Here is a 23031-nt window from a genome sequence, read left to right as displayed (position 1 = left end):
GGGTGACGTCGTCAGGCGGCGCGGGGGTGTTTCAGGTTTCTGCCCACTGCTGCAGAAGCTTGTGGTAGTGGCCAGTCAGCGCCACCACTTCAGCGGCGTCGCCCAACTGGTGACGCAGTTTGAGAATGGTCATGTCCAGATCGAACAACATGGCGCGGCGCCAGGCGTCACGCACCAGACTTTGCGCCCAGAGGAAAGAGGCCACGCGCATGCCTCGTGTGACCGGTTCCACCCGGTGCAGGCTGGTGGACGGGTAGACGATGGCGTCGCCCGCGTCGAGCTTGATCTCGTGCGTGCCGTAGCTGTCTTCGGCGATGAGTTCACCGCCTTCGTATTCGTCGGGTGAACTGAGGAAAACCGTGGTCGACACGTCGGTGCGAACCTTCTGTGCATTGACCCGGTGGGTCTGAATCGTGTTGTCGATGTGGTTTCCGTAGTGCCCACCGCATTCGTAGCGATTGAACATCGGCGGCAGCATGGTGTGGGGCAGCACGGCAGACACGAACATCGGGTGCCGGTTGAGGGCCTGGGCGATGCGCTGCGAAAGCGGGGCAAACGCTGGGGAGGCGGGGTCTAGCTGCTGGTTGCGCTTGACGCGGGCCGCTTGCGGACCGGTGGACAGCAGGCCGTCCACCCAGCCCTCCAGGGCCAGCGCCTGGCGGATATCGGCGACCTCGGTCGGGGTCAGTACCTGGGGGATGTGCAGCAGCATGGCCTGGGTCCTTGAAACGGGAATAGGCCCGCTGGGGGCGAGCCTATTGAAGGGAGTTCTGAAGAACTGGTCAGTGCATCAGAACTTGTAGTTGGCCGTGATGGCGGCCGAGCGCGGTGCGCCCAGCGCCAGTCGCGAACCACCGTTGTTCAGTACCGAGAGGTACTCCTTGTCGAACAGGTTGTAGACGTTCAGGCGCAAGCTCAGCCTGGGGTTCACCTGGTAAGTGGCCATGGCGTCGGCGACCCAGTACGAGGGAATGTTGGGCACATTCGATGTGGCAGGGTTCGCACCGTTGACCACGCGCTTCTGCTCCGAGACGTACCGCGTGCCCACGCCCAGGGTCAGTTTGTCCAGCTGGTAGGAGGTCCACAGCGTGGCGGTCAGGTCGGGTGACCAGCGCACGCCGTCGGTGATGGTGGTGACACCCGTGCCCGAATTGAAGCTTTGCTGGTTGAGTTGCCTGGTGCTGGTCTTGGCCAGGCCGGCGGTGATCTGCCAGAAGTTGGTGATCTGTCCCACGGCCGACAACTCGATGCCCTGAACGCGGGTCTTGCCGTACTGCTGAGTCGTGCCGCTGATCGCGTCGTACGTGGTCTGCTTGTCGTTGTCGGTGCGGAAGATCGCTGCCGCCACATTCAGGCGCTTGTTCAGCAGCTCCCACTTGGTGCCCAGTTCCACCGACTCGGTTTCCTGTGGGTCCAGGGCCGAGTTGTTGATGTTGCCGGCCGTGGCGCTCAGCTGGAAATTGTTGCCGCCGGGCGGGGTGGCCGAGGTGGCGTACGACACGTAGATGCTGCCGTTTTCGGCCGGCTTGAACACGCCGCCCAGGTTCCAGCTGGTCAGCGTGTCCGAATCGTCCGCGTTCACGGTCGGCGTGCGCGTGCCGACCGAATAGTTGTCCAGTCGCAGGCCGCCGTTGATGGCGAAACGCTCGGTGAGCTGGGCGTTGTTGAACACGTACAGGCCAACGGTGCTGGTGGAGCCGCCCGATTGGGCGCCCGTGCGTGCGCCGAAACCGGCCATCGCGTCGTACGGATTGGGGTTGTACAAATTGGCGGCGGTGGTGGTCACGCCATCTCCAGCGCGTGTGTAGGTCGTCTGACGCTCGTTCATCAGCTCCAGGCCCGCGGCCAGCGAATGCTGGATGCTGCCGGTGGAAAACTCGCTGTTCAGGCTGGTCTGGTTGGCGAAGATGGAGTTTTCCTGGTCTACGCGCTGCCGTGAGCGGCTGATGGTCCAGCTCGACGGATCGGCCGGGTTTGCTGCGGTGATCGCGTTGATGCCGGTGAGAACGCGGTCCATCCTGTTCTTGCCGTAGCGCGTCACGTTGCGCACTGTCAGGCCCGGGCCTACATCGTGCTCGACCTTGACGGTGAACATGTCGGCGTCGATTTTTTCGTAGTCATTGGGGCTGCCGTAGAAGTTCTCACGGTTGACCTTGCCCGCCGCAGCCACCGCGCCGGTGGCGTTGAAGAAGCCCGGAAAACCGATGGAGGGAATGCCGCCGTCCGGCACGTTGTTCTGCCGGATGTGCTGCGAATACAGGTGCACACGGGTCGGCGTGCCCAGGCCCGCCACGTACGACAGGCCCAGCCCGCCGCCCGAGTTCTCCACCAAGTTGCGGCCATCGACGCCGCTGTCCTGCGCCATGGCGTTCACACGGAAGGCCGAGGTGGCACTGAGCTGGCGGTTCAGGTCCAGCGTGGCGCGCTTGCGGCTGGCCGTGCCCAGGGTGCCCGACACACTGCTTTCGTCGCCCAGGTGGGCTTGTTTGGAAATGAGGTTGAGCGAGCCGGTGGCCGCGCCACGGCCGGTTTCGGCGCCCGCCGGGCCTTTGATGATTTCGACCTGTTCCAGGTTGAAAGTGTCGCGCGTCACGCCGCCGAGGTCACGAATGCCATCGACGAAGGTGGACTGTTGCAGCGAGAAGCCGCGCAGCTGGAACGTGTCACCCGCCGAGGTGTTGCCGTTCTCGCCCATCTGCATGGTGATGCCGGGCGTGTTGCGCAGTGCTTCCATCAGGGTGATGGCGCCTTGCTCTTCCAGCGTTTCTTTCTTGATGATCTGGATGGTCTTGGGGGTGTCCAGCAGGGGCTGGGTGATTTTCTCGTTGGCGGACTTGTCTGCCTTGTACGGCACCTCGGGCGCTTCCTTCACCGTCACGGTAGGCAGGGTGGGGGTCTGTTGCTGCGCCATGCCGGCGGCGGGAACGGAGGCGGCGAGCAAGGCCAGGAGGTGTGCGGAATGACTGTGCTTGCGGCGGCGGATGTGTGCCATGAATAGAGATCCTTGCGGGTTGCGATGGTGTGCTGGCTGGCTGGCTTCCACATCGCACCGACAAGGTGCAAGAACACGACAGTTCGGGAGGGTTCGGCTGGCTTCGGCTGGAATTATCGCAAATAACAATCATTCCTATTCACATTTGTTCCAAATTGTTGTGCCTGTGCGTCAAGCGGGGCGGCGGAATGGGACGCGAACGATTCGCATCAAGATGTAAAAACCATAGCGCCTGGACCAGGCCATCACTTGGGTTTTGCTACGCTCAATCATGTTGCATGGCAACAAAAGCTATGAGCGGCATAGATGCTATCAATCCGAATTATTGATAGTTGATGTCTATAATTCGCCCATCGCTTTCAAAAAGCGTCTTCTTTCGCAACCCAACCAAGGAAATTCCATGTCCCTGATCAACACCACCGTCCCGACCTTTTCTGCGACCGCCTTCCACAACGGCAAGTTCGTGCCTGTGTCCGACGCCAGCCTGCGCGGCGAGTGGTCCGTGCTGATCTTCATGCCCGCCGCCTTCACCTTCAACTGCCCGACCGAGGTCGAAGACGCAGCCGACAACTACGCCGAGTTCCAGAAGGCCGGCGCCGAGGTCTACATCGTCACCACCGACACGCACTTTTCGCACAAGGTGTGGCACGAAACCTCGCCCGCTGTGGGCAAGGCCAGGTTCCCGCTGATTGGTGACCCCACGCACCAGCTCACGCGCGGCTTTGGCGTTCACATCGAAGAAGAAGGCCTGGCGTTGCGCGGCACCTTCATCGTCAATCCTGAAGGCGTGATCAAGACCGCCGAGATCCACGACAACGCGATCGCTCGCGACGTGAAGGAAACCCTGCGCAAGCTCAAGGCCGCGCAGTTCGTGGCCAACAACCCTGGGCAGGTGTGCCCGGCCAAGTGGCAAGAAGGTGCCAAGACCATCGCTCCCTCGCTGGACCTCGTGGGCAAGATCTGACCACCCAGTACCGCAGCCCGATGGGTTGTGGTTCTTCGTGGACCACAACCCATCCACCGGCGGCATTGAAGCCTCGTCCCATTCAAGGAGATCACCATGCTCGACACCACCATGAAGTCCCAGCTCCAGGCCTATCTGGAAAAATTGCAACGGCCCATTCGCCTGATCGCATCGCTGGACGCCAGTGAGTCGTCGAATGAACTTCGCGCGCTGCTGCAGGACATCGCATCCCTGTCGGACAAGGTGGCTTTCGATGACAGCGGCGTGGACGCGCGCAAGCCTTCTTTCGTGATCGCACGAGAAGGGGAGTCCACCGGCGTGCGCTTCGCCGCCATTCCGCTCGGGCACGAGTTCACCTCGCTGGTGCTGGCGCTGTTGTGGACCGGTGGCCACCCGCCCAAGGTGGATGCCGCCACGCTGGAAGCCATCGACACGTTGCGAGGCGAGTTCAGGTTCGAGGTGTACATGAGCCTGTCGTGCCACAACTGCCCGGACGTGGTGCAGGCACTCTCGCTCATGGCGATTCGCAACCCCGGCGTGCAAACGGTGGTGATCGACGGCGTCCACTTCCAGGACGAGGTCAATGAACGCCAGGTGATGGCAGTGCCCATGGTCTTTCTCAACGGCGAGGTGTTCGGTTCGGGACGCATGACCCTTGAAGAGATCGTCGCCAGGCTCGACGTTGACGCAGACCAGCGTGAAGCGGAAAAGCTGAGCGCCAGGGAAGCCTTCGACGTGCTGATTGTTGGTGGTGGCCCGGCGGGCGCGGCGGCGGCCGTGTATGCCGCGCGCAAGGGCATCCGAGTGGGCGTGGCGGCCGAACGGTTCGGTGGTCAGGTGAACGACACCATGGCGATCGAGAACTACATCAGCGTGCTCGAAACCGACGGCCCCAGGTTTGCCGCGGCGCTGGAAGCGCAGGTGCGTCACTACGACGTGGACATCATGAACCTGCAGCGCGCCGACAAGCTGATTCCCGCCACCGAACCGGGTGGTCTGGTGCAGGTGCAGATGGCCAATGGCGCCACGCTCAAGGCGCGCAGCGTGATCCTGTCCACCGGTGCGCGCTGGCGCAACGTCAACGTGCCCGGCGAAGCCGAGTACCGCAACAAGGGCGTGGCTTATTGTCCGCACTGCGATGGCCCGTTGTTCAAAGGCAAGCGCGTGGCAGTGATCGGTGGTGGCAACTCGGGCGTGGAGGCTGCCATCGACCTGGCCGGCATCGTGCAGCACGTGACGCTGGTCGAGTTCGCCGACGCGCTCAAGGCCGACGCGGTGCTCGTGAGCAAGCTCAAGAGCCTGAGCAACGTCAGCATCCATGTCAACGCCCAGACCACAGAGATCACCGGCGCAGGCGGCAAGGTCAATGGCCTGTCGTACAAGGACCGCGCCAGCGGCGATACGCACCATGTGGCGCTGGAAGGCGTGTTCGTGCAGATCGGGCTGGTGCCCAACACGGAGTGGCTCAAGGGTACGGTCGAGCTCAGCCGCTTTGGCGAGATCGAGGTGGATGCCAGGGGCCACACCAACCTGCCTGGGGTGTTCGCTGCAGGTGACTGCACCACCGTGCCCTACAAGCAGATCGTGATCGCCGCCGGTGAAGGTTCAAAGGCCGCGCTCAGCGCCTTTGATCACCTGATCCGTCAGCCGGTGGTGAGTGAATCGGCCGAGCCGGTCGCCGCCTGATCAGGGACGGCGCACCAGGCGCAGCGGTGTGCTGGCCTGCTCGCCGTTGCTCCAGAGTTCGCCGGTCATTTCCTTGCCGTCTGCCCGGGCTTGCAGCACCACACTGCCGGTGGTCAGCGGGCCGCGGCCGTCGCCGGTGTAGGCCTGATACGGCAATTCGATTCGGGGCAGACCCATCACATCGGTGAGCGTGCCCTGTCCGACGTAGCGCACGTCCCTCACCACGAGTCCCTGAGACAGCACGCTGTGCGCATAGCCCTGCCACGCCGGGTACCAGTCGACCGGAAAGGGATCGGTTTGCAATTGCACCGCGTTGCCATGCACCGCGAGCTGCACGCGCAGCGGCCGGTTCGCCCCGTCGATGGACCACCAGATGCCCGAGATGTCCGTCACCTGGGCCTGAGGCACTGTGATGGCATCGGTGTCTTCGTCGTCCGGGAGCAGCAGCCCCAGCACGACCAGTGCCACGACGATGCCACCCACCCAGGTCAGGCCGCGTTGAACTCGCTGGCCCAGGGTCCGGCGCGGCGGTGCGGGTTCTGGCCCGGAGGGGCTCAGAGGCGTGATGCCATGCTCGCGCAGGTCGACCATCAGCCGGTCGAGGTCGGTGCTCCAGTCTTCGGTGCGCAGCTTGAGGGCATGGGACTCGCGCAGGAAGCGCAGCGCCTCGGGCAGTTCGGAGGCCGCCGGCATGGCCATGCCTTCGGTGAGCAGGGGCACGATCATGGCACCCTGTTTCTGCGCGGTGAGCACCTCGCCGCGAATGGGATCGTCTTCGCGGTCGATGCGCCGCCCGCCTTCGGGGTGCTGCATGCTCAGGAGATCGGGCGTGATCAGCAGCAGCACCACCGGCCGTGTGCCCAGCGCGGCCATGATGGCGCTGCGCCACGAGAGGCCACCCCGCAAATCCTGCTTGTCGAAAAACACCTGGTCGGGGCCGTAGAGCCGGCTGAGGTCGGCGCACAGGCGGTCGGCATCCTTCTTGCCATCGGACGCCCGGTAGCTGATGAAGATGCGGTTCACGCCGTGCCCGCCCAGCTGCGCAGGGTGGTGAGCAACTGGCCAGCGGCTCGCGCCTGCCGGGCGTCGCGCTCGCCCAGGTGATCCAGCACGAAGCCGAGCTGGTCGGCCAGCGAGGCCCACAGCAGTTCGGTGCCAATCCGGCCCTGCAGCTCGGTCAGCACCTGCAGGATGCCGGGCAGCTGCGCGTCCAGCGTCTGCGTGGCCAGCGCCTCGTACAGGCCAAGTTCGGGCAAGCCCACCACGCTCCAGAAGTCCGGGTCCTCACGCCGCTTGCGTTCCAGGCTCTGGCGCACACGCCGGGTGCGTTCCGGGTCGAGCCCGCGCCAGCTGCGGTCTCGCGCATGCAGCAGCAGGTCGGCCGCCAGCAGGTTCAGGCTCGGGTAGAACACATCGAGCTGCCCCGTCCGAAGCGCGAGCGTTTCAGCACGCGTGTAGTGCGCCACCATCTGCGCCAGCGCCTTCTGCCGCGCCGCTGTCTGATTCGCCAGCCCCTCTAGCTGGGCCAGGCGCTTCCAGGCCGACCCGATGAGGCTCTCACGCTCCAGCGTGGGCGCCATCTGCACCAGCGCGTCGAGCGTGCGCAGCGCGCCCTGGATGTCGTGGCGTCCCTGCTGGATCAGCGCCGGCAGCGCCTGGCCGCTCTGTCTGGCGGTGTGCAGTCGGCCCCAGGCGCGTCGCACCGTGAGGCTGGCCAGTTGCTCGCCGGCCTTCACGCCTGCACTGCCGTCGTTGGCCGAGATCGCGCGTTGCAACCAGGGCAGGGCCTGCTCGACGTCGTTGGCGGCTGCCCACGCCACGCCAAAGGCTTCGGCCACTGCACCCATGCCGCCCCAGGCTTCACCAAAGCGCGTTTCCAGGTGCCGGATGTGCATGCGCTGCGTGGCTGCGGCAGCGCCCTGGGTGTGGCTTTGCACCGCCAGGGTTTCCAGTGCCAGCGTGAGGGCCACCGGCGTGGCCAGGCCGCTGTAGGTCATGGTCAGGTCCGGCTCGCGCAGGTCGTTGCCGGGCGCCGGGCGCAGCACCCAGTCCGGATCGCCATAACACTGGTACGCCGCCCAGGTGTTGCCGCGCGGGTTGGCGTTGTAAGCCGCCACGCGGCCGGACTGCACCGCATCCATGAAGCGTCGGCCTGCCAGCAAATCGCGGTAGAACGCGGTGGCGAACTGGTAGGCCGGTTCGTCTTCCACCGCCCAGCCGGCCGCGATCACGCAGCGCACGCCGATGCGAATGAGTTGCTTGGCCACGCCCGCGGCGAAGCGGGCACGGTCGTAGCCCGATTGCAGGAGGTGCCTGGGGTCGGCCGCCAGGTGACAGCAGTTGAGGAACACCAGCTCGGGTACCACGCGCATGGCTTCCACCTCGCGGGGGCCGAGGAAAGTGCCGTCGCTGAGCACCACCCCGCGCAGCAGCGGTGGCAGGTGCGGGCCGCGATCGAGTTCGGGTTCGCCGTGGCCGGCGATGTGGACGATGCGGTAGCGCCGCGCCAGCAGCGCGGTGGTCACGGCCACCGCGTCCGGGCCAGGGCCATCTTCGGTGGCGATGAGTGCGTTCACCTGTTGCTCGCCCAGTTCACCGCCCAGCACCTCGCTCACGCGCTCGGCCTCCAGGCGAGCGCCCGTCAGGCGCGGATACACCGCCTGGCCGCTGGCGTCTTCCTGGTTGCACAGAGGTTCGCCGATCACCAGCACACCGTCTTCGGGCCGCGCGTCGCTGATCTGGGTTCGGAACTCGGCGGTGCGCAGGCGGCGCAGCAGCTTGTTGCGGATCGCCCAGGGTGCGCGCTGCTTGGAACGCCCGTCGTCGGGCGCGTCCAGCATCTCCCAGGGAATGGCGGCGGTGCCGTCGTTGAGTTCCAGCAGCAATTCGCTGGTGCCGCCCAGGCTGGCTTCCATTTCCACCGGCACGAGCAACTGGAACAGCGTGCGCCCGATGTCGCTGCCGGTGTGGGCGTCGTTGGACGCGCGTTTCACCAGTTCGCCCACCAGTTGCGCCTGGGTGCCCTGGGCTCGAACGTCGGCGCGGGCGCGTTGTGTGTCCAGCGTGTAGAGCACGTGGGTTTCGCCGGCTTCGTCCTTCTCGGCGATGGCGCTGATGAAGTCGTAGGCAGTACCCCGGTAGCCGTTGTCGAGCGGACGGCGCAGCGCGCCCGAGAGGGCATGCACGTGTTCCTCCACCTCGAAGTGTTCGGACGCTGCCGAGGCCAGCAGGCGCAGCGCGCTCCACGCTTCCGTGGCGCGATCCTGATAAAGCTCGACCAGGCGAAGATGGCTCACTTGCGGCCAGCCGCCTTGCGCGAGCTTCTCGTTGGCCTCGCGCACGCCCTGGGCTACCGCCTGTGCCGAAGCGAACACCGTGATGCCGGAGCCACCGCTGCCGATCAGCGTGGCCGCAAGTTCAAAGTGAGCAGCGCCGCCGCCAGCGGTTTCGGCCACTCGCTGCGCCCAGGCCAGCGTGGCCTGGCGCACGGTGTGCGTGAGCGAGGTGCTGCGCAGCTTGCCTTCTTCGCCGAGCCCCGCCACCACCACGTGGGGCGGTCGGGGAAGCGCGAGCGGGTTGTCCGGGTCTTGCTGGTGGTTCACGAAGATCTGGTGGGCCCCAGGCGACTCCGGATAGAGACCTGCCCCCAGTGAGGCCGACATGGCGCCGCCGATGAATCGGTCCACCACGCCTTCCGTGCCGGTAAGCCGGGACGCCACGTAGTGACCCACCATCAGCGTCTGGCTGATGAATTTCAGGTTGCCGTTGTGCACGCTCACGCGCAGCACCGCATGCCGCGCCGGGGTGCCCACGGTCACCTCGTGGGAGGTTGAAAACAGCTCGAAGGGGTCGATCATCGGCGCTGGCGCGGCACCACGCTGGCGCGAGGGTCGGCTGCGCACCAGCGCGGTGTTGGTTGCGATGCCACCGCGCGTTGGCCGGGGCGCACTCAGCTCGTTCAATCGCGTGGTCTGCCCTTTCTGCAGCAGCTCCAGGTAGGCCTCGAAGGCATCCTGCACGTCGGGCAGGTCGCCGTGCGAGGCGTCCACGCGCCAGGCGCGAACGCCGGGCAGGAGCGCGCTGTCCAGCGTGACGCGGCCGTCGCCGCCCTCGGGCCGGTCCAGGTACACCAGGCCCTCGCGATCGTTCAGCTCGAAACCCGCCGGCGTGAAGCGCGCATGGCCCACCACCATCACCACGCGGTCCTTGAACGCGGCCAAGGACTCGGCGCGCTGGCGGTCCAGCCGCTCGCGCAGTGCCACCGCCCGGTCCAGCACACCCTGCGGCGGCACGCCCCAGCGGTAGACGGCGCGCTGATTCTCCGCGTCATGCCACCAGTTGGCCTGGCGCAGCGTCTCCATGTCCTGGTCGGCCAGGGCCTGCCAGCGCGCGCTTTGCGACAGGCCCAGCGATGCATCGGTGAGCCCGGCCTGCAGTTGCAGAAAGCCCGGCATGGCCGCCATGAGCATGCGTGCCTTGTGGTCCTGGAATGGCAGGCCAAAGCCGGCCAGTGCGGTGCCCATGCTGTCGTCGCCCGAGAGCACTTGCATGGGCGCGAACGAACCTCCATTGGGGGTTCCCAGCATGAGCAGCCGCGCATCGGGATGCTCCAGCCAGCGTTGCCAGACGGCCGGGTGTTCCAGTTGCACGGAGCGCGCCACCAGTCCTCCCATGGAATGGGCCAGCATCCGCACCGGCTGGCGGCTGGCGGCGCGCGCGTTCACCGCCTGGTCGATCACGCCCGCCAGTCGTGCCGCCTCTTCCTCGATCGGTCGACGCCAGTCGAATGAGAACACCGTCACTTCATGGGTCTGCGCCATGAACGTGGCCAGGTCGTCGTACACGCTGCCGATGGCGCCGTCGGCCTGCACGTTGCGCTGGCCGTCGCGGTAGGCAAGCCGGCCCAACCCTCCCAGGATGCGCAGGCTCAGCCAGACGCGTTCGCCATCCACCGCAAGGTGGCTGCCCAGGATGCCCGGCAGCAGAATGAGCGCGGGCTTGTCGCCGATCGAGGTGGCCGCCGCGCGAGGCACACCGCGCAAGCCCTCGCCGCTTTCACCCGCCCACGACATAGGCCCGATGGGGCGAAAGCCTGCTGGGTCATCCTGCATCAACCCGAGGCAGATGGCTTCGGCCGTGCGCGGGTTGCTGAAATAGCTGAAGTGAGTGACCTTGCCACCGCGCTCAAGCACGAAAGTGGCAGCGGCCGTGCCGTGCGCCGGGGTGCGCGGGCGCCCGCCATACATGGATCGCGTCTGCACCACCAGGTCGTTGTCGGTCCAGTAGAAGGCGTCGGCCAGCAGGGTCTTGACCCAGGACATGATCGAGTCGCCTTCGATGTCGCCAGCCACCACGCGCAATTGGCCGGGCAGGGGGGCACCGTCGGCCCCGTCGGTGCCATGCAGCCACTGCACCAGCGCGCTGTCGGGCGTCATGGCTTCCAGGCCGGGCAGCAGGGCCGGATCGGTGCGCTGGCTCGCCACTTCGCCCAGAAAGTCCAGCAGCAGCGGCGCCACCGGAATGGCCGCGAGTTCCAGGGCCCACTTGAGCACCGACACATAGGCATCGAGCCGTTTCGAGGCCAGCAGCGTGCCGCGCGCGGGGCAGGCCACGCGCACCACGCGCTCGACCCGCACGTCGCGCCCTTTGAGCACAGCCGCCAGTTCACGCAGGGCCTTGAGCTGTTCCCGGTGCGCGGCGCCTTTGAAGGGCGCGAGCGCCGCTTCCTCAAGATCGGGTCTGGCGCAAACGCGCGCCAGCACTTCGGCTACCAGGCCCCCGCGCGAATGGGTGAGCAGGTGGACGCGGGCACCGCGCGGCAACGCCTGTGCCAGCATCAGCGCGTTGTCGATCGGGCTCGCGCCCAGGGTGGGATGGTCCAGCGCGTACACGCGGCCACCGTAGTGTGTGAACAGGTCGTTGACTTTCTGGGGGTGCTGTTCCCACAGCTTGCCGAAAGTGCCTCTGGTTTCAGAGAAGGTGCCGTGCAGCAGCACCAGCAGGGAATCACCCGCCTGGGAGGGGGCAGGGATGCGCGCGAGCTTCGGGCTGCCTTTGAGCGGAGCGGCGAAAGTGTCGGCGCGCAGGGCGTACACGCCCGCGTCCACCTGGGCGTCCATGCGGGCGGCAATCTTCGCGGCCGTCAGGCGTGCGGCCGGCTCCTTGAGCAGGCCGGTGACCACTTCCACCGCCGAAAGCAACACTTCGCCCATGCGCCCGCGGGTGGCGCCACGCACCGCGCCGGCCTGCTCCAGGCCCTGCCAGACCAGTTGCGCGGGCACGCTGACCTCGGTTGGTCGGTCTTCCGATGCCTGGTCACCCTTGCCACGCCGCCGGTGCGCCACCGCGCCACGTGTCAGGCTCGATTGCGCCAGCATCAGGTCGCGCGCGGTTTCGGGGTGCAGCATCAGCGAAGGGCCGTTGCTGATGTGAAGAACCACCACGTCCTGCCCGGGGCGCGCGTTCACCCGCACTTCGTCGTTCGCACCCCGGCGCGCACCCACCTGCACGCGTTGCAGGACCGTGCCCCGCGAACCCGGTGCCGCCGAGGCCGTGCCGCGTGTGGCGGCTTGTGGCGGTAGCGGCTGGCCGCGAACCACGAAGGTGATGACCGTTGGTGTGTTCGCGTTGTTCATGGCGGCGGTCTCGAAGTCAGGCGCGCACCCGCGCCCGGGGCAGTGGAACCGATCGCTGTGAGCGCGGCAACGCAGCCAGGCCAGAGCGGGGTGCAACCTGTCGGGCGATGAAATCGTTGCAGACCCAGCCCTCCAGATCGTGGGGGCCGACCACGGCCACGCGGCTCCAGCGGTCTTGCGGCTCCAGCAAGATGAGCTCGGTGCCGCGCCTCAGCGCAGGCGCCAGGCGTTCAAACTCCGCACCAGGCCCGCTGCGGATGTTCAGGCCGGTGGCGGTGACCACCAGGCGCGGCCATACGTCGGCGCCGCGCCCGAGCGCCCGGCCGCGCACCGCAGCCAGCGGAAAGGCCGGCCCGGGATCTGTCTTTCGACCACGGGCCACGTCTTCATGGCCCAGCACATCCTCCAGCGCATAGTGCGACACCAGCAGCTCGCACAACTCGAGCGTGCGAGCGATCTGCACGGCGGTGTAGTGGTGCCAGGGGCGCAGTCCACCGCCGTGCCGGTGTTCGGCCATCACCACCTCCTTGTCGGGGTAGCCCTGTCCGAACCACGACACGCAGCGATCGCCCTCGCGGTGCAGCAGGCCGGCGTTGTCCAGTTCAATGCCGATGGCGTGCGCATTCAACCCATTGAGGCCGTTCCACTGGCTCACGCCCGCGTGCCAGGTCACCACGTCGAAAGGCGCGAGCTGCACGATGCGGCCGTCGCGCCCGAGCACGATGTGTGCCGAACAACTGCCCTGCGGCTTGCGCGCGCACAGCGAGGCCACTGCGCTGTCCAGCGTGCGCCCGGCGGTGTAGTGCAGCAGCACAAAGCGCGCTCGCAAGACACCGCCCACGTTGGGCGTCTGGCGAAAACTCACGTCTGCGCCGGTGAGGCGGTGGTTCTTGATGGCGAGCATGCGTCAGATCGAGAAAGGGGCCTGCTTGAGGAACGCCGCGACGGGACCCAGCGTGAACAGGTTGGGCGACTGCGTGGGCGGGAGACCGGCACGGATGCGCGCATGGAAGCTGGCGTAGCTGCCGCGGTAGCCGCCATGGTTCCAGACCTTGAGCAATTGCTCGGTGAAGGCGCCGTTGTGGTTGCCGTCCATCGAGAACTGGTTGTCCTGGCAACCCGAGATGAGGATCAACGACGGGTGGAAGTTCTTGACGATGCCTGTGAGCCGCTCGCTCACCGCCACCTGGGCCAGTGCGGTGTCGGGGTCGCTCACCTTGCCCCCGGCGGCTTTGGCCACCTCATGCTGCAACTGGTCGTAAAAGGCTTTGTGTTCACCATACACACGCATGCCCACCGCGGGCGGCATGATGCGGGCGCGCTGCTCCGGTGTGCCCGGCGGGGGCCTTCCAGCACGCACCACGGTGCCGCTGTGGCAACTGTCGGAGAGCACGAGGATGCGCACGCCGGTCTTGAATCGGCTGAGTTCGAAGTACAGCTCGTCGTCAATGAGCTGGCCATCGAACAGGCACCAGGTCTCGTCGAGTTTGTCGACTTCTTCGCCGCTGACGTCAGGCACCTGACCGCCATGGCCGGAGAAGCTCAGGAAGAAAAGATCACCATCAGCCAGCGCCCTGGCCGACTTGCGGATGCCCCCGAGCACAGCCGATCGCGTGGCCTTGCGGGTGAGCAGCAGGCTGCCCTTCATGCCCTGCGCCCGGGCAACGGCGGCCATGTCGTGTGCATCGAACTCGCAAGCAGCGAGTGGACCCGTCCAGCCCGCGTAGTGGCCGGCGCTGACAACGTTGATGCCGATGTGCAACGAGTGGGCCTGAGGCCTCTTCTTCGCGCGAGCGGCTGCCTGATGGACCATGGTTTCCCCCTGTCTGGAGCAGGTCACAGCGGACGCAGAACCTCGCAAATTCTGGGCGCTTCATGGTGCCGGTGCAAACCGCAATGTGTAAGCAAATGTCGATATTCAATGGTCTGCTGGGGGGCGCTTCGAGATAAAAAAAAGCACCCAGATTGGTGCCTGGGTGCTTTGGCAAAAGGCGCGCTTTTCAGTGGCCTGAAGCGCCAGCGGCTCCGATGCCGGTTTCCGATCGCACTTGCTGGGCCAGGAAGCCCGCGCGGTCAATGGCGGCGCGGCGACTGCGGTCCAGCATGGAGAAAACCCAGATGCCGACGAAGCCGATGGTCATGGAGAACAGGGCCGGCGAGGTGTAGGGGAACAGGGCCGAACCCTTGGGGTTACCCAGCGTGGCTTCCCAGACCGATGGCGACACGATGGTCAGACCCACCGAGGACACCAGTCCCAGGAAGCCACCAATCACTGCACCTTTGGTCGTGCAATCTTTCCAGAGAACGCTCATGAACAGAACTGGGAAGTTGGCCGACGCAGCAATGGCAAAGGCCAGTGAGACCATGAAGGCGATGTTCTGCTTTTCGAAGGCAATACCCAGCACGACAGCGACGATGCCCAGCGCAACCGTGGTCATCCTGGAAACGCGCAGTTCCGAGGCGCTGTCGGCCTTGCCCTGTTTGATGACGGTGGCGTAAAGGTCGTGCGAGACCGCAGAAGCGCCCGAAAGCGTGAGGCCCGCCACCACCGCAAGAATGGTCGCGAACGCCACGGCCGAGATGAAGCCCAGGAACACGTTGCCACCCACGGCATTGGCCAGATGAACTGCCGCCATGTTGTTGCCGCCCAGCAGGCCGCCTTTGGCATCGAGGAATTCCGGGTTGGTCAGCACGAAGGTGATGGCGCCGAAGCCGATGATGAAGGTCAGCAGGTAGAAGTAGCCAATCCAGCCCGTTGCCCACATCACCGACTTGCGCGCTTCCTTGGCGCTGGGCACGGTGAAGAAGCGCATGAGGATGTGCGGCAGACCGGCTGTGCCGAACATCAGCGCCATGCCGAAGCTGATGGCCGAGATCGGGTCCTTCACAAAGTTGCCCGGGCCCATGATGGACTGGCCCAGTGATGCCGCCGCCTCGGCGGTCTTGCCATCTTTCAGCGCCAGGTCTTCCTTGATCTTCACCGCGCCGGCAAACATGGCCTCGGGGCTGAACCCAAAGTGCCACAACACCGAGAGTGCCATGAACGACGCACCACCCAGCAGCAGGCAGGCCTTGATGATCTGCACCCAGGTGGTGGCTGTCATGCCACCGAACAGCACGTACACCATCATCAGCGCGCCTACGATCACCACGGCAATCCAGTATTCGAGGCCGAACAGCAGCTTGATGAGCTGGCCGGCACCGACCATCTGGGCGATCAGGTAGAAGGCGACCACCACCAGCGTGCCCGAGGCTGCAAAGATGCGGATAGGCTTCTGGTTGAAACGGAACGCGGCCACGTCGGCAAAGGTGAATTTGCCCAGGTTGCGCAGGCGCTCAGCCATCAGAAAAGTGATGACAGGCCAGCCCACCAGGAAGCCAATGGAGTAGATCAGGCCGTCAAAGCCGCTGGCCATCACGGCCGCGGAAATGCCCAGGAAAGACGCCGCCGACATGTAGTCGCCCGCGATCGCCAGGCCATTCTGGAAGCCAGTGATGCCTCCGCCGGCGGTGTAGAAATCGGAGGCGTTCCTGGTCTTGGAGGCCGCCCATTTGGTGATGTACAGCGTGCCCATCACGAACAGCGCGAACATGCCGATGGCCGTCCAGTTGGTGGGTTGCTTCTGGGCTTGGCCGAGGTCCGCACCGGCCGCCCAGGCAGCTGCGGAAACGCCGAACAGCACCAGCAGGGTGAGAGCGCGACGGGTGGTGTCGTTGAGGGGCTTCATTTCTGCATTGCCTTGGAGATGGCCTGCGAAAGCGCGTCGAACTCGTTGTTCGCGCGGTTGACGTAAAGGGCTGTGATGACAATGGTGAAGACGATGACGCCAAAACCGATGGGAATGCCCAGGGTCATCACGCCTGCGCCCATGCGCTGCGCGAGGAACTCCTTGTCGAAGGCCACCAGCAGGATGAAGCCGTAGTACACGACCATCATCGCCAGCGTGAGCCACCAGCCAAAGCGCGTGCGCTTCGCTTTCAGGTCGCGATACATGGGATTGCTTGCAATCCGTCGGACCAGTTCGTCTTCCATACAGGTCTCCGTGGTTTCAGGTGCCACGAAGCGTAGGGCGGCGCTCTTACGGAGCACTGACCTCTGACTGACACCGGCCTGACCCCAGGCTTATGAAGTTCTAAGAATTCGACGCCATCCGCCTGCGAAGGCGGGCGATGGATGGTCGATTCGCCACAGCGGCGAGATTCATTTCTAAGGACATACCCTTGGTATCTGGCGCAGACGGCGTCTTGAAACTTTGACGTAAGCAAGCGTCTTCAGAGTGCCCTCCGTGATGCTGTGTACCTGCGGGTTCTCGGCATGCAAAGGTTGTGGCGGTTCAGACCGTCCGCGTGGTATGCAACATTCTTCTGGAGCAGACTTTTTATGAACACCGACAGCAACGCGAAGGCCTACTGGGCTGCGACGCTTGGACTTCTGACCAAAGTCCTGGTCATCTGGTTTCTGGTTTCCTACGGCGCGGGCATCTTGTTCGCTCCCTGGCTCAACAGCATCACTCTAGGCGGCTATCCGCTGGGCTTCTGGTTTGCCCAGCAAGGCTCCATCTACGTGTTCATTGCATTGATCTTCTGGTATGCCCACAAGATGGGGCAGATTGATCGCAAGTTCGGCATGCAGGAAGACTGAGCACACACACGAGAACACCATGGCACTTCAGACCACCATCTATCTTTTCGTCGGGCTCAGCTTTGCGCTGTACCTTGGTATCGCCTTCTGGGCGCGCGCGGGCAGCACGTCCGAGTTCTATGTGGCCGGCGGCGGGGTGCATCCCGTCACCAACGGCATGGCGACCGCTGCCGACTGGATGTCGGCAGCATCCTTCATCTCCATGGCCGGTCTCATCTCCAACATGGGCTATGGCGGCGCTGTGTTCCTGATGGGGTGGACCGGCGGCTACGTTCTGCTTGCCATGCTGCTGGCGCCCTACCTGCGCAAGTTCGGCAAGTTCACGGTGCCCGAGTTCATTGGCGACCGCTTCTACTCGAAATCTGCCCGCAATGTGGCGGTGCTCTGCCTGCTGGTGGCCTCCCTGACCTACATCATTGGCCAGATGACCGGCGTGGGCGTGACGTTCGCGCGTTTTCTGGGTGTGACCAGTGACCAGGGCATCTACATCGGCATGGCCATCGTGTTCGCCTATGCGGTGTTCGGTGGCATGAAGGGCATCACCTACACGCAGGTCGCCCAGTACATCGTGCTGATCGTCGCCTACCTGGTGCCGGCGTTCTTCATCTCGCTCAACCTCACCGGCAATTTTCTGCCGCAGCTCGGCCTGGGTTCGGACATGGCAGGCACCGATGTCTCGCTGTTGAGCAAGCTCGATCAGGTCGTGACCGATCTCGGCTTTGGCCAGTACACCACAACCAGTGCAGGCTCCACGCTCAACATGTTCTTCTACACCGTGTCGCTGATGATCGGTACTGCAGGTCTGCCACACGTGATCGTTCGCTTTTTCACCGTCCCCAAGGTGGCTGATGCGCGCTCGTCCGCAGGCTGGGCGCTGGTCTTCATTGCGCTGCTCTACACCACGGCTCCAGCCGTGGGGGCCATGGCCAAGTTGAACCTGCATGGGACGGTCAACTCCGCTGTGGGTTTGGTCAAGAGCGCCGACGGCGGCATCGGCGTGAGCGCCGAGGCGGTCAAGGCCAATGGCGACCTGTACGCGAGCGAAGCCAGTTTGGTGTACGAACAGCGTCCCGACTGGATGAAGCGCTGGGAAAAGACCGGCTTGCTGGTTTGGCAAGACAAGAACGCGGATGGCCGCATTCAGTACTACAACGACAAGACCAAGAACGAAGTTGCCAAAGGAAAGGCCGAAGCCGCTGGCTGGAAGGGCAATGAGCTGACCGTGAATGCGGACATCATCGTGCTGGCCAATCCAGAAATTGCGCTGCTGCCCAACTGGGTGATCGCACTGGTGGCTGCCGGGGGCCTTGCCGCTGCGCTGTCCACTGCTGCCGGCCTGTTGCTGGCCATTTCATCGGCGATCTCGCATGACCTGATCAAGGGCGCCATCAAGCCTGACATCAGTGAGAGGGGTGAACTCATGGCGGGCAAGATCGCCATGGCCGTGGCCATCTTCGTGGCAGGGTGGTTGGGCCTGAACCCGCCGGGTTTCGCGGCGGGCACTGTGGCGCTCGCCTTCGGCATCGCGGCCTCCACCATCTTCCCGGCCTTGATGATGGGCATCTTCAGCCGCACGATCTCTGACAAGGGCGCCATTGCCGGCATGCTGGCGGGCCTGTTTGTCACGCTCTTCTACGTGTTCGCTCACAAAGGCATCTTCTTCATCAAAGGCACCGACTTCGTGGGCATGGTGGGTGGTGTCAACGGCTTCTTCACCATCACGCCCGAAGCCTTCGGTACCGTGGGCGCCATCGTCAACTTTGCGGTTGCCTACGCTGTTAGCAAGGCATCGGCTCCCGTTCCCCGGCACATCCAGGAACTGGTGGAATCGGTTCGCGTGCCCAAGGGTGCGGGCGTTGCCACCGGTCACTGATACGCTGTGACCCTCAGGGGCTCGGGTGCTTGCCCGAGTGCCTTGAGATGCAGACCCCGCCGGTTCACTGGCGGGGTTTTTTTATCTGAGTTTCACCCGCCCATGTGACCATGGCTGTGGTGGACAATCGGGCACAAGGTATCTCTTCATGAACTTGCCAAGCGTCTTCATCTTCAACTGGGTGTTCCTCCTGGCGTTGATTCCAGTGGCCTTCTTCTGGTTGCGAAGGGCCTACCGGATTCTCGTCAAGCGCGACTATTCCGAGGTGGCTCTCAAGAAAGGTCTGCCACCCGTGGACCCGCAGCGCTATGCCCCCTTCGAGTTGGTGATCAATCTGCTCGGGGGCGCGGTGCTCGTGTTGGTGCTGGTCGCCGTGCTGGGGTTCCAGGCGTTGGCATCGGAAGACTGGATCGCTATCGCCGGCGTCACACTTTGGCTCAAACTGCTGGCCTCGTTCGCCTTGAGCAGACAGGCTCATGGCCTGGGGCTCCCGAATAAGAAGTCTTAGCAGGCTGTTCGCACCCGGGAAAATGGTGTGAGCCGGCCCTAGTATTCGAGCCGCTCCGGGCGAATCTCCTGCAGGATGGTGGTGGCGATTTCTTCGATGGATTTCGTGGTGGTGGACAGCCATCGGATGCCTTCGCGCCGCATCATCGCTTCGGCCTCGCTCACCTCCATGCGGCAGTTGTCGAGCTGGGCATAGCGCGAATTCGGGCGGCGCTCGTTGCGGATCTCGCTCAGTCGTTCCGGCGCGATGGTCAGGCCAAAGATCTTTTTTCGATGGGGCGCCAGCGCGGGAGGCAGCTTGCGGCGCTCGAAGTCTTCCGGGATGAGCGGGTAGTTGGATGCTTTCAGGCCGTACTGCATGGCCAGGTACAGCGAGGTGGGTGTCTTGCCGCTGCGGCTCACGCCGACCAGGATCACATCCGAACCCTCCAGGTCCTTGTGGCTCTGGCCGTCGTCGTGCGCCAGCGAGAAGTTGATGGCCTCGATGCGGTCGTGGTAGGCCTGGCTCTTGGAGGCGTCGGAGAAACGGCCCACACGGTGGTTGGATTTGATGCCCAGCTCCTGTTCCATGGGTTCAACAAAGGTGCCGAACATGTCCAGCATCATTCCCCTGCAGTGGTTCTTGAACACGGCCAGCACCTCCATGTTGACCACGGTGGTGAAGACGAGGGGGCTCTTGCCTTCGATCTCAGCGGTGTGGTTGATCTGGCGCACCGCCTGATGGGCCTTGTCCACGCTGTCCAGAAACGGCAGGCGCACCCGGCGCACGGTGATCTCGAACTGGGCGAGCAGGGCATTGCCAAAGGTTTCGGCGGTGATGCCAGTGCCGTCGGAGATGAAGAAAACCGTTCTGTTGGGCATGGTGTGGCGTCCTTACAATACTGGGCGATAGGTGTCGGGGCATTATCAAGCTCCGAGCCGATGCTCATTTGCGTCCCTGCCCGGTGCCAGACCCACAACAGAACCACAGGTCATCGCTGGTGCATGGAACCCCGGTTTTTCAACCTTAGGAGCTTTCCCATGTCCAACCTGTTTGGAGCGACCGATCTGGTCGTGCCTTTCGAAAAACTGCGAATGAGCGATGTCGAGTCGGTCGGCGGCAAGAACGCCAGCCTTGGCGAGATGATTTCGCAGTTGCCCACCGGCGTGAAGGTGCCCACCGGCTTTGCCACCACGGCGCACGCTTTTCGTGAATTCCTGAAACACGACGGCCTGGCCGAGCGCATCAACGCGCGGCTGGAAGCGCTGGACACCGAAGACGTGCGCGCGCTCGCCGCCGCGGGCGCGGAAATCCGCGCCATGGTGGAGCGTCAACCATTCCCCGCCGATCTGGAGAAAGCGATTCGCGAGGCGTTCGACAACCTGAGTGCGGGCAACGCCAAGGCCTCGTTTGCCGTGCGATCCTCGGCCACCGCCGAGGACCTCCCCGACGCGTCCTTCGCCGGTCAGCAGGAAACCTTCCTCAACGTGGTGGGCATCGAAGAAGTGCTGCACAAGATGAAAGAGGTTTTCGCCAGCCTCTACAACGACCGGGCCATCAGCTACCGCGTCCACAAGGGCTTTGACCATGCCGAGGTGGCGCTGTCGGCCGGGGTGCAGCGCATGGTGCGTTCCGACCTCGGAGCGGCCGGCGTCATGTTCACCATCGACACCGAAAGCGGTTTCGAGGATGTTGTCTTCATCACCTCCAGCTATGGTCTGGGCGAAACCGTGGTGCAGGGTGCCGTCAATCCAGATGAGTTCTACGTGCACAAACCCATGCTCCAGGCCGGCAAACGCGCGCTGATCCGCCGCAACCTGGGCTCCAAGCTGATCCAGATGGGCTTCACCACCGAGGCCGAGAAGTCGGGCCATGGAGCACTGCAAGGAAAGCTGGTCAAGACCACCGACGTGCCGGTGGAACTGCGCAACCGCTACAGCCTGTCCGACGCGGACGTGGAGCAACTCGCACGTTATGCGCTGGTCATCGAGCAGCATTACGGCCGCCCGATGGACATCGAGTGGGGCAAGGACGGCACCGATGGACAGCTCTACATCTTGCAGGCCCGGCCCGAAACGGTGAAGAGCCAGAGCGCGGGCAAGACCGAGGTGCGCTACAAGCTCAAAGGCAAGGGCGCCGTGCTGGTTTCGGGCCGCGCCATCGGCCAGAAGGTCGGCACCGGTCCGGTGCGGCTGGTGCACAACATCACCGAGATGGACAAGGTGCAGCCTGGAGATGTGCTGGTGACCGACATGACCGACCCCAACTGGGAGCCGGTGATGAAGCGGGCCAGCGCCATCGTCACCAACCGGGGTGGCCGCACCTGCCACGCCGCCATCATCGCGCGCGAGCTCGGCATTCCTGCGGTGGTCGGCTGCGGCGATGCCACCGAACTGCTCAAGGACGGCACCCTGGTCACCGTGAGCTGTGCCGAAGGCGATACCGGCAACATCTACGACGGCCTGCTGGAAACTGAGATCTCCGAGGTGCAGCGCGGCGAGATGCCGCCGCTGGACGTGAAGATCATGATGAACGTGGGCAATCCGCAGCTCGCCTTCGATTTCGCGCAGATCCCCAATGGCGGCGTGGGCCTGGCGCGACTGGAATTCATCATCAACAACAACATTGGCGTGCACCCCAAGGCCATCCTCGATTACCCGGCGGTGGACGCGGACCTGAAGAAGGCGGTGGAGTCAGTGGCGCGCGGCCACGCTTCGCCGCGGGCCTTCTATGTGGACAAGGTGGCCGAGGGTGTGGCCACCATCGCGGCGGCCTTCTGGCCCAAGCCGGTGATCGTGCGTCTCTCGGACTTCAAGAGCAACGAGTACCGCAAACTGGTCGGGGGCAGCCGCTACGAGCCTGAAGAAGAAAACCCCATGCTGGGATTTCGAGGTGCAGCCCGCTACATCAGCGAAGACTTCCGTGAAGCCTTTGCCATGGAGTGCGAGGCGCTCAAGCGCGTGCGCGAGGACATGGGCCTGTCCAACGTTCAGGTGATGGTGCCCTTTGTGCGAACGCTGGGCCAGGCCGAGCGCGTCACCCAGTTGCTGGCCGACAAGGGCTTGAAGCGCGGCGAGAATGATCTCAAGGTCATCATGATGTGCGAGATCCCCAGCAATGCGGTGCTCGCGCGTGAGTTCCTGAAGTTCTTCGACGGCTTCTCCATCGGATCCAACGACCTGACCCAGCTCACCCTGGGCCTGGACCGCGATTCCGGCCTGGAACTGCTGGCCCACGACTTCGACGAGCGCGACCCCGCCGTCAAGGCGCTGCTGACCATGGCCATCGGCGCCTGCAAGGCAGAAGGCAAGTACGTGGGTATCTGCGGCCAGGGTCCCAGCGACCACCCCGATTTCGCTCAATGGCTGCGCGACGAAGGCATCAGCTCGATTTCGCTCAACCCGGACTCGGTGGTGGATACCTGGCAATTGCTCGCCTCGACCTGACCGTGGGCGCTGCGGGCGCCCCTCGTGCACAATCGCTGGCAAGGCGCGCGGCCACGTACCGCCAGCGCCGCACGAGGAGACCCGCATGTTCCAAGGCCTCACCGCCCAACGTCTGGTGGCCCTGTTCTTCGCTGGCTGGGCGCTGTTCAATTTTCCCTTGCTCGCGCTGTGGGACCATGATGCCCGGGTCTGGGGCCTGCCCCTGTTCCCGCTGGCCCTGTTCGTGATCTGGGGCATGCTGATCGCGGCGCTGGCCTGGGTCGTCGAGCGCGACACGGATTCCGACCCGTCGGACTGAACGGGGTC

16 protein-coding genes are annotated in these 23031 nt (G+C 64.6%); 7 read left to right on the top strand and 9 right to left on the bottom strand.

Going from position 1 to position 23031, the window contains the following annotated elements:
- Positions 1-31 precede the first annotated feature (31 nt).
- Positions 32-712 carry a Fe2+-dependent dioxygenase gene (locus tag AB7F11_RS04340; RefSeq protein ID WP_428288486.1) on the bottom strand — a complete coding sequence of 227 codons (681 nt, stop codon included), beginning with the start codon at positions 710-712 and terminating at the stop codon, positions 32-34.
- Positions 713-790: 78 nt separating this feature from the next.
- Positions 791-2992, bottom strand: coding sequence for a TonB-dependent siderophore receptor (locus AB7F11_RS04335; RefSeq protein WP_428288485.1), 2202 nt, complete (start codon positions 2990-2992; stop codon positions 791-793).
- A 400-nt stretch (positions 2993-3392) separates the two neighbouring features.
- Between AB7F11_RS04335 and ahpC the strand changes: the two genes are divergently transcribed.
- Positions 3393-3956, top strand: coding sequence for an alkyl hydroperoxide reductase subunit C (gene ahpC, locus AB7F11_RS04330; protein WP_428288484.1), 564 nt, complete (start codon positions 3393-3395; stop codon positions 3954-3956).
- Positions 3957-4052: 96 nt separating this feature from the next.
- Positions 4053-5642, top strand: coding sequence for an alkyl hydroperoxide reductase subunit F (ahpF, locus tag AB7F11_RS04325; protein WP_428288483.1), 1590 nt, complete (start codon positions 4053-4055; stop codon positions 5640-5642).
- On the opposite strand, the gene AB7F11_RS04320 is transcribed toward ahpF, so the two are convergent.
- The 6 genes from AB7F11_RS04320 to AB7F11_RS04295 all read right to left on the bottom strand — a co-directional run bounded on the left by AB7F11_RS04320 (position 5643) and on the right by AB7F11_RS04295 (position 16310).
- Positions 5643-6665, bottom strand: coding sequence for a TIR domain-containing protein (locus AB7F11_RS04320; protein WP_428288482.1), 1023 nt, complete (start codon positions 6663-6665; stop codon positions 5643-5645). It abuts the gene before it with no gap.
- Positions 6662-12277, bottom strand: coding sequence for a CHAT domain-containing protein (locus AB7F11_RS04315; RefSeq protein WP_428288481.1), 5616 nt, complete (start codon positions 12275-12277; stop codon positions 6662-6664). Before AB7F11_RS04315 ends, AB7F11_RS04320 begins: the two co-directional genes overlap by 4 nt.
- Positions 12278-12293: 16 nt before the next feature.
- Positions 12294-13181, bottom strand: coding sequence for an N-acetylmuramoyl-L-alanine amidase (locus tag AB7F11_RS04310; protein WP_428288480.1), 888 nt, complete (start codon positions 13179-13181; stop codon positions 12294-12296).
- Between the two features lie 3 nt (positions 13182-13184).
- Positions 13185-14090, bottom strand: a complete 906-nt coding sequence (locus AB7F11_RS04305) for a caspase family protein (RefSeq protein ID WP_428288479.1) — start codon at positions 14088-14090, stop codon at positions 13185-13187.
- Positions 14091-14277: 187 nt separating this feature from the next.
- Positions 14278-16005, bottom strand: a complete 1728-nt coding sequence (locus tag AB7F11_RS04300; protein WP_428288478.1) for a cation acetate symporter — start codon at positions 16003-16005, stop codon at positions 14278-14280.
- Positions 16002-16310 (bottom strand): DUF485 domain-containing protein, encoded by a 309-nt coding sequence (locus AB7F11_RS04295; RefSeq protein WP_428288477.1) that lies wholly within the window; start codon positions 16308-16310, stop codon positions 16002-16004. Before AB7F11_RS04295 ends, AB7F11_RS04300 begins: the two co-directional genes overlap by 4 nt.
- A 348-nt stretch (positions 16311-16658) precedes the next feature.
- Between AB7F11_RS04295 and AB7F11_RS04290 the strand changes: the two genes are divergently transcribed.
- From AB7F11_RS04290 to AB7F11_RS04280, 3 genes are all read left to right on the top strand, one after another.
- The gene (locus AB7F11_RS04290; RefSeq protein ID WP_428288476.1) at positions 16659-16919 is read left to right on the top strand and encodes a DUF4212 domain-containing protein; all 261 of its coding nucleotides are present in this window, start codon (positions 16659-16661) and stop codon (positions 16917-16919) included.
- 19 nt (positions 16920-16938) lie between these two features.
- Positions 16939-18792, top strand: a complete 1854-nt coding sequence (locus AB7F11_RS04285) for a sodium:solute symporter family protein (RefSeq protein ID WP_428288475.1) — start codon at positions 16939-16941, stop codon at positions 18790-18792.
- Positions 18793-18940: 148 nt separating this feature from the next.
- Positions 18941-19300, top strand: coding sequence for a hypothetical protein (locus AB7F11_RS04280; RefSeq protein WP_428288474.1), 360 nt, complete (start codon positions 18941-18943; stop codon positions 19298-19300).
- Positions 19301-19338: 38 nt separating this feature from the next.
- On the opposite strand, the gene ppsR is transcribed toward AB7F11_RS04280, so the two are convergent.
- Positions 19339-20160 carry a posphoenolpyruvate synthetase regulatory kinase/phosphorylase PpsR gene (ppsR, locus tag AB7F11_RS04275; RefSeq protein ID WP_428288473.1) on the bottom strand — a complete coding sequence of 274 codons (822 nt, stop codon included), beginning with the start codon at positions 20158-20160 and terminating at the stop codon, positions 19339-19341.
- Positions 20161-20319: 159 nt separating this feature from the next.
- On the opposite strand from ppsR, the gene ppsA reads away from it, so the two are divergent.
- On the top strand, positions 20320-22725 hold the full coding sequence (ppsA, locus tag AB7F11_RS04270) for a phosphoenolpyruvate synthase (protein ID WP_428288472.1): 2406 nt from the start codon (positions 20320-20322) through the stop codon (positions 22723-22725).
- 85 nt (positions 22726-22810) lie between these two features.
- Entirely contained in the window at positions 22811-23023 is a 213-nt protein-coding gene (locus tag AB7F11_RS04265) for a hypothetical protein (RefSeq protein ID WP_428288471.1), read from the top strand.
- Positions 23024-23031 lie beyond the last annotated feature (8 nt).

The sequence above is a fragment of the Hydrogenophaga sp. genome (assembly GCF_050250835.1).
GTDB lineage: Bacteria > Pseudomonadota > Gammaproteobacteria > Burkholderiales > Burkholderiaceae_C > Hydrogenophaga.
Note: the sequence above shows the minus strand (reverse complement) of the source record. Positions and strands in the feature narration are given on the sequence as shown.

Bases quoted from the DNA above. Each gene is read 5' to 3' on its own strand.
- AB7F11_RS04300 (WP_428288478.1), bottom strand. From the start codon at position 16,005: ATGAAGCCCCTCAACGACACCACCCGTCGCGCTCTCACCCTGCTGGTG.
- ppsR (WP_428288473.1), bottom strand. From the start codon at position 20,160: ATGCCCAACAGAACGGTTTTCTTCATCTCCGACGGCACTGGCATCACC.
- AB7F11_RS04305 (WP_428288479.1), bottom strand. From the start codon at position 14,090: ATGGTCCATCAGGCAGCCGCTCGCGCGAAGAAGAGGCCTCAGGCCCAC.
- ppsA (WP_428288472.1), top strand. From the start codon at position 20,320: ATGTCCAACCTGTTTGGAGCGACCGATCTGGTCGTGCCTTTCGAAAAA.
- AB7F11_RS04280 (WP_428288474.1), top strand. From the start codon at position 18,941: ATGAACTTGCCAAGCGTCTTCATCTTCAACTGGGTGTTCCTCCTGGCG.
- AB7F11_RS04285 (WP_428288475.1), top strand. From the start codon at position 16,939: ATGGCACTTCAGACCACCATCTATCTTTTCGTCGGGCTCAGCTTTGCG.
- AB7F11_RS04315 (WP_428288481.1), bottom strand. From the start codon at position 12,277: ATGAACAACGCGAACACACCAACGGTCATCACCTTCGTGGTTCGCGGC.
- ahpF (WP_428288483.1), top strand. From the start codon at position 4,053: ATGCTCGACACCACCATGAAGTCCCAGCTCCAGGCCTATCTGGAAAAA.
- AB7F11_RS04265 (WP_428288471.1), top strand. From the start codon at position 22,811: ATGTTCCAAGGCCTCACCGCCCAACGTCTGGTGGCCCTGTTCTTCGCT.
- AB7F11_RS04310 (WP_428288480.1), bottom strand. From the start codon at position 13,181: ATGCTCGCCATCAAGAACCACCGCCTCACCGGCGCAGACGTGAGTTTT.
- ahpC (WP_428288484.1), top strand. From the start codon at position 3,393: ATGTCCCTGATCAACACCACCGTCCCGACCTTTTCTGCGACCGCCTTC.
- AB7F11_RS04340 (WP_428288486.1), bottom strand. From the start codon at position 712: ATGCTGCTGCACATCCCCCAGGTACTGACCCCGACCGAGGTCGCCGAT.
- AB7F11_RS04295 (WP_428288477.1), bottom strand. From the start codon at position 16,310: ATGGAAGACGAACTGGTCCGACGGATTGCAAGCAATCCCATGTATCGC.
- AB7F11_RS04290 (WP_428288476.1), top strand. From the start codon at position 16,659: ATGAACACCGACAGCAACGCGAAGGCCTACTGGGCTGCGACGCTTGGA.
- AB7F11_RS04335 (WP_428288485.1), bottom strand. From the start codon at position 2,992: ATGGCACACATCCGCCGCCGCAAGCACAGTCATTCCGCACACCTCCTG.